Source organism: Halomonas kalidii (assembly GCF_030010475.1).
In the GTDB taxonomy this organism is placed as follows: domain Bacteria; phylum Pseudomonadota; class Gammaproteobacteria; order Pseudomonadales; family Halomonadaceae; genus Halomonas; species Halomonas heilongjiangensis.
On the sequence record NZ_JASCQN010000040.1, the window covers coordinates 123,181 to 135,753 of the forward strand.

14 protein-coding genes are annotated in these 12,573 nt (G+C 68.2%); 5 read left to right on the top strand and 9 right to left on the bottom strand.

Annotation, left to right across the window (positions count from 1 at the left end):
- The first annotated feature begins 11 nt into the window (after nt 1-11).
- The 4 genes from QLQ85_RS11600 to QLQ85_RS11615 all read left to right on the top strand — a co-directional run bounded on the left by QLQ85_RS11600 (nt 12) and on the right by QLQ85_RS11615 (nt 4,042).
- A complete protein-coding gene (locus tag QLQ85_RS11600) occupies nt 12-605 on the top strand; it encodes a cell wall hydrolase (protein ID WP_282739122.1) in 594 nt (197 codons plus the stop codon).
- A gap of 72 nt (nt 606-677) precedes the next feature.
- Nucleotides 678-1,766, top strand: a complete 1,089-nt coding sequence (locus QLQ85_RS11605; RefSeq protein ID WP_282739123.1) for a patatin-like phospholipase family protein — start codon at nt 678-680, stop codon at nt 1,764-1,766.
- Nucleotides 1,763-3,208, top strand: a complete 1,446-nt coding sequence (locus QLQ85_RS11610; protein ID WP_282739124.1) for a GntP family permease — start codon at nt 1,763-1,765, stop codon at nt 3,206-3,208. The genes QLQ85_RS11605 and QLQ85_RS11610 overlap by 4 nt, the downstream gene beginning before the upstream one ends.
- 234 nt (nt 3,209-3,442) lie before the next feature.
- The gene (locus tag QLQ85_RS11615; RefSeq protein ID WP_282739125.1) at nt 3,443-4,042 is read left to right on the top strand and encodes a VOC family protein; all 600 of its coding nucleotides are present in this window, start codon (nt 3,443-3,445) and stop codon (nt 4,040-4,042) included.
- A gap of 61 nt (nt 4,043-4,103) precedes the next feature.
- Here QLQ85_RS11615 and QLQ85_RS11620 read toward each other — a convergent pair whose 3' ends face one another.
- Complete coding sequence (locus QLQ85_RS11620) at nt 4,104-4,433, bottom strand: TfoX/Sxy family protein (protein WP_282739126.1); 330 nt, start codon at nt 4,431-4,433, stop codon at nt 4,104-4,106.
- 265 nt (nt 4,434-4,698) lie between these two features.
- On the opposite strand from QLQ85_RS11620, the gene QLQ85_RS11625 reads away from it, so the two are divergent.
- Complete coding sequence (locus tag QLQ85_RS11625; protein WP_282739127.1) at nt 4,699-5,316, top strand: class I SAM-dependent methyltransferase; 618 nt, start codon at nt 4,699-4,701, stop codon at nt 5,314-5,316.
- A 12-nt stretch (nt 5,317-5,328) separates the two neighbouring features.
- Here the strand turns inward: QLQ85_RS11625 and QLQ85_RS11630 are convergent, their stop codons facing one another.
- The 8 genes from QLQ85_RS11630 to QLQ85_RS11665 all read right to left on the bottom strand — a co-directional run bounded on the left by QLQ85_RS11630 (nt 5,329) and on the right by QLQ85_RS11665 (nt 12,399).
- A complete protein-coding gene (locus QLQ85_RS11630; RefSeq protein WP_282739128.1) occupies nt 5,329-6,051 on the bottom strand; it encodes a lipoate--protein ligase family protein in 723 nt (240 codons plus the stop codon).
- Nucleotides 6,052-6,061: 10 nt separating this feature from the next.
- Entirely contained in the window at nt 6,062-6,841 is a 780-nt protein-coding gene (locus QLQ85_RS11635) for a 2-oxo acid dehydrogenase subunit E2 (RefSeq protein WP_282739129.1), read from the bottom strand.
- An 11-nt stretch (nt 6,842-6,852) separates the two neighbouring features.
- On the bottom strand, nt 6,853-7,089 hold the full coding sequence (locus QLQ85_RS11640; RefSeq protein WP_282739130.1) for a lipoyl domain-containing protein: 237 nt from the start codon (nt 7,087-7,089) through the stop codon (nt 6,853-6,855).
- A 12-nt stretch (nt 7,090-7,101) separates the two neighbouring features.
- Complete coding sequence (locus QLQ85_RS11645; protein ID WP_282739131.1) at nt 7,102-8,127, bottom strand: alpha-ketoacid dehydrogenase subunit beta; 1,026 nt, start codon at nt 8,125-8,127, stop codon at nt 7,102-7,104.
- Entirely contained in the window at nt 8,124-9,212 is a 1,089-nt protein-coding gene (locus QLQ85_RS11650) for a 2,3-butanediol dehydrogenase (protein ID WP_282739132.1), read from the bottom strand. Before QLQ85_RS11650 ends, QLQ85_RS11645 begins: the two co-directional genes overlap by 4 nt.
- A gap of 35 nt (nt 9,213-9,247) precedes the next feature.
- Nucleotides 9,248-10,228: a thiamine pyrophosphate-dependent dehydrogenase E1 component subunit alpha gene (locus QLQ85_RS11655; protein ID WP_282739133.1), complete on the bottom strand. Its 981-nt coding sequence runs from the start codon at nt 10,226-10,228 to the stop codon at nt 9,248-9,250.
- A gap of 14 nt (nt 10,229-10,242) precedes the next feature.
- Nucleotides 10,243-11,823, bottom strand: coding sequence for a GMC family oxidoreductase (locus QLQ85_RS11660; RefSeq protein ID WP_282739134.1), 1,581 nt, complete (start codon nt 11,821-11,823; stop codon nt 10,243-10,245).
- Nucleotides 11,824-11,889: 66 nt separating this feature from the next.
- Nucleotides 11,890-12,399 (bottom strand): gluconate 2-dehydrogenase subunit 3 family protein, encoded by a 510-nt coding sequence (locus QLQ85_RS11665; protein WP_282739135.1) that lies wholly within the window; start codon nt 12,397-12,399, stop codon nt 11,890-11,892.
- Nucleotides 12,400-12,573: the final 174 nt, after the last annotated feature.

Genomic DNA, 12,573 nt, shown 5'->3' on the forward strand with positions numbered 1-12,573 from the left:
TAGCGACCTGGGTGGCCATCCTCCTGTTCACGGGCCAGGCCGTCGCGGCCGATCGGTCGGAGCAGGCGGAAGCCGCCCGGAGCAAGGCGGAAGATCTCGAACAGATCGCCGCGCCCGAGGGCAGTCAGGCGCCCGCGGCTCCCGCCGAGACCATCACCAGGCCCGAAGCCCAGGCGGTCGACCCCGCGGGCGAAGCCCCGCTGGACGATGCGATTACCTGCCTCGCCCGCAGCATCTATTGGGAAGCCAAGGGCCAAGCCGTCACCGACATGGAGGCGGTCGCCAATGTCATCATGAACCGGCTGGGCCACGAGGGCTTCCCCGATACGGTCTGTGACGTCGTCACCCAAGGCTCCGAGCAGGGCGCCTGCCAGTTCTCGTGGTGGTGTGATGGCCGCCCGGACGAGGTCATGGAGGAGGACCGCTACGAGATCGCCAAGGAGATCGCTCGGCAAGCCCTCAACCAGCAATTGCCGGACCGCACCGATGGGGCCCTCTACTTCCACCAGCGGACGGTGGCGCCCCCCTGGGCCGCGGACTACATCAAGACGATCGAGGTCGGCGAGTTCTTCTTCTACCGGCCACTCGGCGATGCGTCACACTAGCGACAGGGGCAGACAGGCACCGGCAGGAGGCCTACACTGCGTCGCAGCATTCATGTGTGAGCGGGGGAAGGCATGGCGAAGGGCGACAGGAAGCGCATCGACCTGGCGTTGCAGGGCGGTGGCTCGCACGGGGCCTTGACCTGGGGCGTTCTGGATCGCCTGCTGGAAGAGGACCGGCTGGAAATCGACGGGATCAGCGGCACCAGCGCGGGCGCCATGAATGCCGTGGTGCTGGCCGATGGGCTGCACGAGGGTGGCCGCGAAGGCGCCCGTGCGGCACTGCATGCCTTCTGGAAGGCGGTCAGCGATGCGGCACGCTTTTCGCCCATTCAGCGCGGCCCCTGGGACCGGCTGATGGGTAACGACAGCCTCGACCATTCGCCGAGCTATCTGCTCTTCGAGAGCCTCACGCAGCTGATCGCCCCGGCCAAGCTCAACCCCCTCGCCATCAACCCGCTGCGCGACCTGGTGATCAGGCTGGTCGACTTCGAACGGGTCAATGCCTGCCGCAAGGTCAAGCTGTTCGTCACCGCCACCAATGTGCGCACCGGGCGGGCGAAGATATTTCGCCAACCCGAGCTGACGGTCGATACCGTGATGGCGTCGGCCTGCCTGCCCTTCATGTTCCCGGCGGTGGAGATCGATGGCGAGGCCTACTGGGACGGCGGCTACAGCGGCAACCCGGCACTCTATCCGCTGGTCGACGACCAGGGCTGCCGTGATCTGGTGGTGGTCCAGGTCAATCCCCTCGTGCGCCACAAGCTGCCCGACAGCTCCCGGGAGATCATCAACCGGATCAATGAAATCACCTTCAACTCGAGCCTGATCAAGGAGCTGCGCAGCATTCACCTGTTGCACCAGTTGATCGAGGCGGAGGGGCTGGAGCTCGAGAGTTACCGTTCGATGCGCCTGCACCTGATCCATGCCGAGCACGACGTCGAAGCCCTGAGCGCCTCCAGCAAGATGAATGCCGAGTGGGGCTTCCTCTCCCGCCTGCATGCCCAGGGTCGCGCCTGGGCCGGCCGGTGGCTGGATGAGCACTTCGACGCCCTTGGCGAACGCTCGACCTTCGACCTGAATGCGGTCTTCGCGGACACGTTTCGTCCGGTCTCGACAGCAGACGCACCCCCCGCCAGGCATGGCGGAGAAGAGCGCGGATGATCGGCATCCTGACGATCGCCGTTGCGTTGATGCTGTTGATGTATCTCGCCTATCGCGGCCTCAGCCTGTTGATCCTGGCGCCGACCCTGGCCGCGCTGGTGGCCCTGGTCTTGGTCGACACCCCGCTGCTGGCCAGCTACACCCAGGTCTTCATGGGCGCCGCGGGTGATTTCATCGTCCGTTACTTCCCGCTGTTCCTGCTGGGGGCGGTGTTCGGTAAGCTGATGGAGGATTCGGGCAGTGCCGAGGTACTGGCGAGCGCGATCGTCGAGCGCCTGGGTGACTCGCGCGCCATCCTGGCGGTGGTGCTCTCCTGCGCGGTAATGACCTATGGCGGCGTCTCGCTGTTCGTGGTGGCCTTCGCGGTCTACCCGATCGCCGCAGCCCTGTTTCGCCAGGCCCGCCTGCCCAAGCGGCTGATCCCCGGCACCATCGCCCTGGGAGCCTTCACCTTCACCATGACGGCGCTGCCGGGCACGCCGGCCATCCAGAATGCCATCCCCATGCCCTATTTCGGCACCACGCCGTTTGCCGCGCCGGGGCTCGGCATCCTCACCGGCCTGGTCATGCTGGGGCTGGGACAGGCCTGGCTGAACCACCGGGCGCGCCAGGCGCGAGCGTCCGGCGAAGGCTACGGCAACCATCAGGAGAAGGCACCACCGGCCATTCACCTGCGCGAACACGCAGCGGGCGAAGGCTTCGATCTGGCCGAGGTCACTGCACAGCCGGTTCGCGATCTGCCCCCCTTGATGCTGGCGCTGCTGCCGATCGTGCTGGTGATCGCGTTGAACCTGCTGTTCACCGCGGTGGTGATCCCGGCCATGGAGACGGGATACCTGGCCGAGCCGCTGTATGGCGCGACCAGCCTCGAGGCGGTGCGCGGGGTCTGGTCGGTGATCGCTGCCCTGGTGATCGCCATCGGGATCATCATCGTCACCAACCTGCGCCGTCTCGAGGCCCTCACCACCACCCTCGACAGCGGCGCCAATGCCTCGCTGCTGCCGATCTTCAACACCGCCAGCCTGGTCGGCTTCGGCTCGGTGATCGCGTCGCTCGCGGCCTTCGACACGATCAGCACCTGGGTAACCTCGGTGGGGGGAGACAACCCGCTGATCTCGCTCGCCATCGCGGTCAACCTGCTGGCGGGCATGACCGGGTCAGCCTCGGGCGGCATGAGCATCGCCCTGGCGACACTAGGAGACGCCTACCTGGCCATGGGCCAGGCCGCCGGCATAGCGCCCGAGTTGATGCACCGGGTCACGGCGGTGGCCACCGGCGGGCTGGATGCGCTGCCGCATAACGGCGCGGTGATCACGTTACTCTCCATCTGCGGGTTGACGCACCGCCAGGCCTACCTCGATATCGCCATGGTCGCCGTCGTGGCGCCCCTTGTTTCGCTGGTGCTGCTGATCGCCGTGGGCACCCTGGTGGGTTCGTTCTGAGCGGCGCCGCATCCCTCCCCTGTAACGTGACAACCGTTACATCGCTGTATCGCCCTTGACACCTGTCACCTCCCCCCTGGCCCAGCTAGCTCATGAAAAACATGGGCTTACCGAAGCTTTCCACATGCCCCGCGGCTGGCATGGGCATTGCTCCTTCGTTCCGGTGGCCACCGCCACCGACACCTGTCACTGACAACCGTCACCGACAACAATGCACAACGATGGAGATATGCCATGTTCGATACCCTCAAGCGCGCCACCCTCTCGGCCCCCCTTTCCCTGGCCCTGTTGCTGGCCGGCCAGGCCGCCCAGGCGGATCTGCCGGGAATGCGTGGAACCCAGCACTTCGGCTTCACCGTGCCCGACCGCCAGGCGGCGGTGGATTTCTTCGTCGAGGTGATCGGCTGCGAGGCCTTCTTCACCATCGGCCCCTTCGGGCCCTTCGATGATGACTGGATGGGCGTGAACCTCGACGTCCACCCCGAGGCCACCATTCCCGCCGCCCACCTGGTGCGCTGCGGCAATGGCACCAACCTGGAGATCTTCGAGTACACCGCCCCCGACCAGCGCACCGAGCAGCCGCGCAACAGCGACATCGGCGGGCACCATATCGCCTTCTACGTGGACGACATGGACAGCGCGGTGGCCTATCTCGAGCAGCACGACGTGGAGGTGCTCGGCGAGCCCAAGACCTTCACCGAAGGCCCCATGGAGGGGCTGACCTGGGTCTACTTCATGGCCCCCTGGGGCATGCAGCTGGAACTGGTCAGCTCCCCCCATGGCATGGGCTACGAGGCCGACACCGCCAGCCGGCTCTGGGATCCGCGCCACTAGCCTGCGGTGCGCGGCGGCACCGCCCGGTGTCGCCTGCGCACCGTTCTCGACATGGGTAGGTTCAGGGCCTGGCCTTGGCCCGCCAGGCGGCCTCCAGCGAGCGCCGGGCCCAGTCGGCGGCCAGCTCGCGATCCTCGAAGAGCACTTCCGGGGCCTGGTAGTAGGACATCCGGACCACCCTGCCGCCCTTGTCGTACTCGAACGGGCCCAGCCCCTCCCGCTCGAAGTCGCCGACAGTCTGCGCATCCGCCTTCAGGTAGAGGGTCTCGTCCGCCACCAGGGCGAACATCACGCCATCGTGGTAGATGCCGTGGCCCCCGAACATCCTGCGCGCCGTGATCGGCCCGAACAGTTCGAAGACATCCTGCAGGTACTCCGTGTAGTCGCTCATGCCTCCTTCCCCTCGATCCCGTGACCTGGACTTGCCCACCATTGTCGCACCGCCTGACGCCGATCGTCGGCCCGGCGTGGCTCGGAGGCAAGCCACACCGGCCCGGGGGAGGCATCAGCCGGTCGGTGCCGCCCTCACGGCAGGCGCCGGGGGCCCTGGCGAGCACGCGCTCGACCGGCGACAATCAGGCGACGGGGAATCCCGGCGTCACCATGCCCGCGGGCCCAGGATCATCCTGCGAAGCCGCCGAGGTGGAGAGTGTGCCATGACCATCAAACCGCATTGGGAACGCCTCTATGCGACGAAGCCGTCGCATCGGCTCGGTTGGTACGAGCCCAGCCTGCAGACGTCCCTGACCCTGATACGGCGCACCGGGGCCTCCCGGACGGCACCGATCATCGACGTGGGAGGCGGCGCGGCCACCCTGGTGGACGACCTCCTGGAGGCCGGCTTCGAGGATCTCACCGTCCTCGACATCGCCGCGGCCGCCCTGGCACAGGCGCGAGCGAGGCTCGGCGAGCGTGCCGATCGGGTGCGCTGGATCGAGGGGGACGTCACCGACGTAATACTCCCCGACGACCACTACGCGATCTGGCACGACCGGGCGGTCTTCCATTTCCTGACCGACGCCGCGGACCGGACCCGCTACGTCGACCGGTTGTGGCGAGCGCTGACCGCGGGTGGGCATATCGTGATCGCCACCTTTGCCCCCGAGGCGCCGCCGACCTGCAGTGGCCTCGAGGTGGTCCGCTACACCCCGGAAGGCCTCCACCGGGAACTCGGCGCCTCGCTCATCCTCCACGAGCACCACCAGGCACTGCACGTCACGCCGGGCGGCGTGGAGCAGATGTATCTCTACTGCCGTTTCCAGAAACCGGACTGATCAGCAACGAGCTCAGCTCGCCACTTCCAAGCGTTCGAGCAGCCCCGGCAGCGCCGTATCGAGGTCGAGGGTGGGCAGCGCCTGGGCAAGCGCGACATGGCTGGCGGCCTGGAAACGCTGTGGGTCGTCGATGGCGGCCTGGAAGGCGTTGACCAGCTCGACCAGCGCCTCGGGGGTCTCCCCCACCTGCATGGCGCCGTGCACCAACATCGCCATGTCGCGACAGCCGCGTACCCGACGCCAGCGCTGGGCGGTGCCCACCAGCTTGCGACCCTTGACGCGCACGTTGAAGCGGCCGTCGCAGTATGCGCCGGGGGCCGAGCCGAGGTCGGCATCCTGCACGCCGAACGAGGCGAGCCAGTCGCACCAGGGGTCGCCGAGCCGACGATAGCCCCACTCCAGGTGGGCCGCGGAGCTACCGACCCGGCAGCGCAGCGCCAGCGCCACGTTGACCACCGCCGGGGATTGGGGCACCGGCGTGCCGCCGGTGGAGCGGAACAGGATCGGCCAGCCCCGCTCGCGCAGCGCCCGGCGCGCCGCGGGGAAGCCCTCGAGACGCTCATGGCGCCGCGGCATCACCAGGGCCCGATCCGTTGGCGACCAGGCGAACAGCCCCAGGTGGCCCTCGCCCTGGCAGATCGACTCCAGCAGCGCCTCCTCCGCCGCCAGGCCTTCACCCACGGTGGGCCGCTGCAGCAGCAGGCTCGCCTCGTCGATAGCCAGTGACACGCTCATGCCCCCTCCCCTATACGGCCGCTACGGCCAGTTCGTGATCGAACGCCGGCGGCGCCAGGGTCTCGATACGCTCGCACAGCGTATCGAGGAAGGCCGCCGCCGGAGCACCGTTGACCGCGCGGTGATCGAAGGTCAGCGACAGGCCGATGACATCGGCCGCCCGCCAGCCATCCGATACTGGCACGGCCCGGGTCTCGACACCACCGATGCCGAGGATCGCCACCTGGGGGACGTTGAGGATCGGCGTGAAGTGGTGCACCCGGGAGCGCCCCAGGTTCGAGACCGTGAAGGTCGCGCCGGTGAGCTCGCCGACGCTCAGCTTGCCGGCCTGGGCCCTGGCCACCAGGGCGCGGCGCGCCTCGGGCAGTTCGCCCAGGGCCAGTGCCTGGGCATCGAACAGCGCCGGGGCCACCAGCAGGTCGCCGGGCAGCGGGATCGCCAGCCCCAGGTGCACCGCCTGGTGCTCGGTGATGCGGTTCTCCTCCAGGGTGGCGTTGAGCGCCGGGAAGTCGGCCAGGGTCTGCACCACCAGGCGCAGCAGCAGATCCTGCACCGAGGGCGTGGCCCGGCCGGCCGCCATGCAGCGCTCCCGCAGCGCCTGCAGGGCATCGAGTCGTGCGCTGGCGTGGTGGGTGAGCTGGGCCGACGACTGCAGGCTCTGCAGCATCTTCGAGGCGATCATGCCGCGCATCCCGCGCAGCGGCTCCACTCTCGCAGGCGGCGCCCTTGAGGCTTCGGGGCCCGCCCCCTCGGGGGCGGGCGGGGCAGTATCATGGGTTTCCAGTTTCATGGTTTGTCTCCTCAAGCCTCGAGGCGGGCGATAGTTGTACCCTTGGTCACCACGTCGTCCTCGGCCTTGGCGATGCTCAGCTTCCCCGAAACCGGCGCCTCGATCTCGTACTGGGCCTTTTCCACCATTACCTCGGCGACCAGGTCGCCCTGGACTACCTCGGCGCCATCGTCCACCAGCCAGGCGGTGATCACGCCCTCGGTGTCGCCCTCCCAGAGGTCCTCGGGTACGGTGATCTCGGTCGTCATATGGGTCTCTCCTCAACTCTCGTTCAGCATCTGGTGAAAGGCGGCGACGATCTTGTCGGCACTGGGCAGCGCCCACTGCTCCATGGTCGGCGCGAAGGGAATCGGAATGTCCGGATAGGCCACCCGCTTGGGCGCGGCCTTGAGCCGGGTGGCGGCGTGCTCGGCCACGCTGGCGATGATCTCGCCGCTGACCCCGTAGCTGTGGTAGTCCTCGTCGACCACGATCAGCCGGCCGGTCCTGGCCACCGAGGCGCGCACGGTGTCGCGGTCCAGCGGCACCAGGCTGCGCAGGTCGACCACCTCGGCGGAGAACCCCTCCTCCTCCAGCGCCCTGGCGGCGCGCAGGCAGTGGTGCACGCCGGCGCCGAGGCTGACCAGCGTCAGGTCATGGCCCTCGCGCACCACCGCGGCCTTGCCGATCTCCACGGTATAGGGTTCCTCGGGCACCGCCACGGTGGCGCCCTTCTCGGTGCCCAGCCAGCCCATGCCCTGCAGCGCCTTGTGGTACATGAACACCACCGGGTTGTCGTCGCGGATCGCCGCGGTCATCAGCCCCTTGGCGTCATGGGCGTTGCTCGGCACCACCACCTTCATGCCCGGCAGGTGGGCGAAGGTGCCGTAGAGGCACTGGGAGTGCTGGCCGGCATCGGAGTAGCCGCCGCCGGTGGAGGTCATCAGCACCATGGGCACCTTGACCCGGCCGCCGGAGAAGTAGCTGTTCTTGGCCATCAGGTTGTAGATGGCGTCCATGCACACCCCGAAGAAGTCGACGAACATCAGCTCGACGATGGGCCGCATGCCGTCGGAGGCGGCCCCCACGGCGGCACCGATAAAGGCGGTTTCGGAAATCGGCGTATCCCGGACGCGTTCCGCACCGAACTCGTCATACAGGCCCCGGGTGTTGCCGAAGACCCCGCCCAGGGGGCCGATGTCCTCGCCCATCACGAAGACCCGGGGGTCGGCACGCATCTCCTGGGCGGTGGCCTCGGCCATGGCCCGGGCGATGGTCAGCTTGCGGCTGGCGGTGGTAGTACTCATGGCGTGACTCCTTCGCCCAGCGGCTCGCCGGGCCGTACGATGATCTTGATATGCGACTTGTCGTTGAGCAGGACCTCGAACCCCTCCTCGACCACGTCGTCCAGCGCGATACGCGCGGTGATCAGGTCCTCGGCCCGGAAGTAGCCCTGCTGCATCAGGGCCATCACGGCGGGGTAGATATGCCGGTAGGCGATGATGCCCTTCAGGGTGCGTTCCTTGATCACCAGGTCGTTGGGCTGGAAGGCGGCCTCGGTCTCCCAGATGCTGACGATCACGGTCTCGCCGCCGGCATGGGTGGCGTTGATGGCCTGGTCCAGCACGGCGGGTAGGCCGGTCACCTCGAAGGCGAAGTCGGCACCGCCCTGCGTCAAGGCATGGACCTGGGCCACCGCGTCCTGCTCCCGGGGGTCCACGGCCCGGGCGCCCAGCTCGGTCGCCTTGCGCCGACGCGAGTCCGACGGCTCCACGGCCACGATCCTGGCGGCACCGGCGGCCTTGAGCGCCTCAATGATCATCAGGCCGATGGGGCCCGCCCCGAAGACGACGGCGCTGTCGCCGGCCTTCAGGGCGCTCTGCCGCACGGCATGCAGGCCCACGGCGGCCGGTTCGATCAGGGCACCCTGCTCATAGGAGAGATCATCGGGCAGGGGGTGGACCATGTGCTCGCCCACCAGGGTGTACTCCGAGAAGCCGCCGCCGCCGCCCGAGAGCCCGTGGAACCCCAGCAGGGGGGTCAGGTTGTAGCGCTCCATCAGGTAGTGGCCATCCTGGTTGGGCGAGAGGATCGGCTCGATGGCCACGCGGTCCCCGGGCTTGACCCGGGTGACGCGCTCCCCCACCTCCACGACTTCGCCGGCGAACTCGTGGCCCATGATGATGGGAGCCCGCTGCTGGCTGAGCGGATGCGGCGCATCGACCGGGATGAAGATGGGGCCGGCACTGTATTCGTGAAGGTCACTGCCGCAAATACCGCAGGCGGCGACCTTCACCTTGACCTGGTGAGGATCCCGAAGGGTCGGGACCTCGACCGTTTCCACGCGCAGGTCCCTGGCGCGATACCAGACCGCCGCTTGCATGGTGCTCATGGCGTTGTCTCCTGTTTGTTGTTGTCGATCGGCGATCAGACGAAGACGGTTTCCAGCGCCGCCTCGGGCGGCAGGAACTCGCTCTGCTGGGCGAAGCGGATGGCCGTCTCGACCCGCTCGTGGGCCTCGGCGACCAAGTCGGCGTCGCCGGTCTCGTCGAACACCCCCGCGTCGAGCAGCGCCCGGCGATAGCGCGGGATCGGATCCGTGAGCCCCTCCTTCTCGCCCTTGGGCCGGTAGTCCTCGCCGTCGCCCATGAAGTGGCCGGCGAGCCGCACGGTCTCGATCTCGATCAGGCTCGGTCCCGCCCCCTCCCGGGCGCGGGCGATGGCGGTGCCGGCGGCGGCGAATACGCCCTCCACGTCGTTGTCGGCCACGTGATGGCCGGGCATGCCGTAGGCGCTGGCGCGCTGGTCGTTGCGCGGCACCGCGGTGGAAGCCTGCTTGGCCACCGAGATGCCCCAGGCGTTGTCCTCGATCACGAAGACCACCGGCAGTTGCCACACCGACGCCAGGTTCAGCGCCTCGTGGAAGGCCCCCTGGTTGGCGGCGCCTTCGCCCATAAAGGCCACGGCGACTCCAGGTTTTCCCTGCAGCTTCCTCGACAGTGCCGCGCCCACCGCCGGGCCCAGGCCCTCGCCGATGATCCCCGAGCAGGAGAAGTTCACGGCCTCGTCGAACAGGTGCATATGGCCGCCGCGACCGCCGGCGAGGCCCGTGGCCTTGCCGAAGATCTCGGCCACCATGGCGTCGAGGTCGACCCCCTTGGCCACGGCGATATGGTGGGGCCGGTGGGTGGCGGTGACGATGTCGCCGGCCCCGAGGTGGGCACAGACCCCCACCGCACAGGGTTCCTGGCCGTTGGAGAGGTGCATCTCGCCGGGGATCGGCCCCTTGGCCATGTTGAACACCGGGGTCTTGCCCTCCATGTAGAGCGCCTCGATGCGCTCCTCGAGGTAGCGGCTGAGCACCATGTTGCGGTACATCCAGCGCCGCTGGTCGGCTGTCGGTTGCATAGGGGGTCCTCCTCTCAGAGCTCGCCGCGCGACATGCGCTCGGCGATGTGATCGGCCTGGCGCAGGGCCAGGGCGACGATGGTCAGGGTCGGGTTCTCGGCGCCGCTGGTGGTGAACTGGCTGCCGTCGGAGACGAACAGGTTGTCGATGTCGTGGGTCTGGCCCCACTGGTTCACCACGCCGTCGACGGGCCGGGCGCTCATGCGGTTGGTGCCGACGTTGTGGCTGGTGGGAAAGTCCGGCACGTCGAAGACGCGCACCGCGCCCACCGCCTCGTAGCACTTGGCGGCCTGCTGCTGGCCGTGGCGGCGCAGGCGCTCGTCGTTGGGGTGGTCGCCCTTGTAGACGATCGGCACCGGCAGGCCGTACCGGTCCTTCCGGGAGTCGTGCAGGGTGATGCCGTTGCGCTCGACCGGCAGATCCTCGCCGCAGATCCACACCCCGGAGAGGTGGTCGTACTTCTCGAGGATGGCGGCATAGTCGCGCCCCCAGCCGCCGTTGGCCGGGTCCATGAACTTGGCGAAGAAGGGAATGCCCAGCGACATCACCTCCAGGGTGTAGCCGCCGACGAAGCCGCGCGAACGATCGAGGCGCGCCTCGTCGGAAATGATCCCGGCGAAGGTGGTGCCGCGGTGCATGTTCACCGGTTTCGGCATCTCGGCGAACACGCAGGCGGTGGCGTGGGTCATGTAGTTGCGCCCCACCTGGCCGGAGGAGTTGGCGAGCCCCTCGGGGAACAGCGACGAATGGGAGTTGAGCAGCAGCCGCGGCGACTCGATGGAGTTGCCCGCCACGCAGACCGCGCGGGCCCGCTGACGCTGCAGGTTGCCGTCGCCGTCGGCATAGACCACCCCCGTGGCCCGCCCATCGCTGTCGTGCTCGATCGTGAGCGCCATGGCATGGGGTCGCACCTCGCAGTGCCCGGTGGCCTCGGCGCGGGGAATGTCGGTGTACATCGTCGACCACTTGGCGCCGAAGCGGCAGCCCTGCATGCAGAAGCCGGCGTGCAGGCAGGGGGGCCGCTCGTCATAGGGCCGGGTGTTGATGGCCATGGGCCCGGCACGCAGCTTTTCGTAGCCGATCCGCCTGGCCCCCTCGGCCAGTACCTTGAAGTTGTTGTTCCAGTCGTGCAGCGGCATGCCGGTGGACTCGCCGGTCACCCCCATGTGGCGCTCGGCCTTCACGTAGTAGGGCTCGAGTTCCTCATAGGAGATCGGCCAATCCAGCAGGTTGGCGCCGGCGATGTCGCCGACCTCGCTGCGCAGGCGAAACTCGTGGGGCTGGAAACGCAGCGCCACGCCGGCCCAGTGGATGGTGCTGCCACCCACCCCCTTGACGATCCAGGCCGGCAGGTTGGGGAAGGTCTCGGTGAGCTGGCGGGGGCCGGCGGTGATGCGCTCGTCGAGCCAGGAGAGCTTCTCGAACATGGCCCACTCGTCGTTCTCGATGTCCTCCAGGGCGTGGCGCTTGCCGGCCTCCAGCACCACGCTGCTGATGCCCTTGCGGGCCAGGGCGTGGGCCAGGGTGCCGCCGCCGGCCCCGGAGCCGATGATCACCACTACCCCATCATCGTCATGGGCGAATCGGGTACTCATGGTGTGTCTCCTCTCGTTCACTCGTTGGCGGTTGTTATTGGTCGCGGATGCTGTATTCGGGGCCCATCACAGCCAGTCGATCACCAGGTCGTCGAAGCCACGGTTGATATAGCCGCCCTGCTCCCAGGAGGAGCCCTGGTAGCCGAAGTGCGGCTCCCACAGCTCCGAGTCGTTGTAGAGCCCCACCACCAGGGTGTTGCGTACGGCCTGGAAGAAGTCGCCGTTCTGGATCTGGCGCAGCAGCGCCTCGCGCTCGGCACCGCTGTCGATCCCGGCGTAGGCGTGGCCATGGGCGGCCCGGGCACGCCGGTCCAGGTCGTCGAGGCCGGCGGCGATCATGTCGCGTTGCTCTTCGAGCAGCGGGGTGAGCGGCTCCAGGTAGTAGCGGTCCTCGATCGCCTCGTGGGGATAGATGTCGCGCCCCAGGCGCAACAGGCGATTGGCCAGCTCGGGCTCGGCCAGGGCCCAGCGCGGCCACAGGCCGGTGGCGCCCAGCGCCAGGCTGCCGGCGGTCAGGGCGCCGGTGAGGGTGAGGAAACGGCGACGGCTGAGCATCGCCCGGGAAGCGTCGGTCATGGCGTGACTCCTCGATCTCTTCTTGTTCGAGGGCCGCAGGTCGGAAGACGGCGGCCACGCCCTTCCCATGGCGGAATTCATGCCAGGTTGGCCGAAGATTCCAGTAACCAGTTATTTGCAAAGGGAAAATAACTTCTTACCGGGCACCGGGCGGTGTCCGGCCAGGCCACAGGC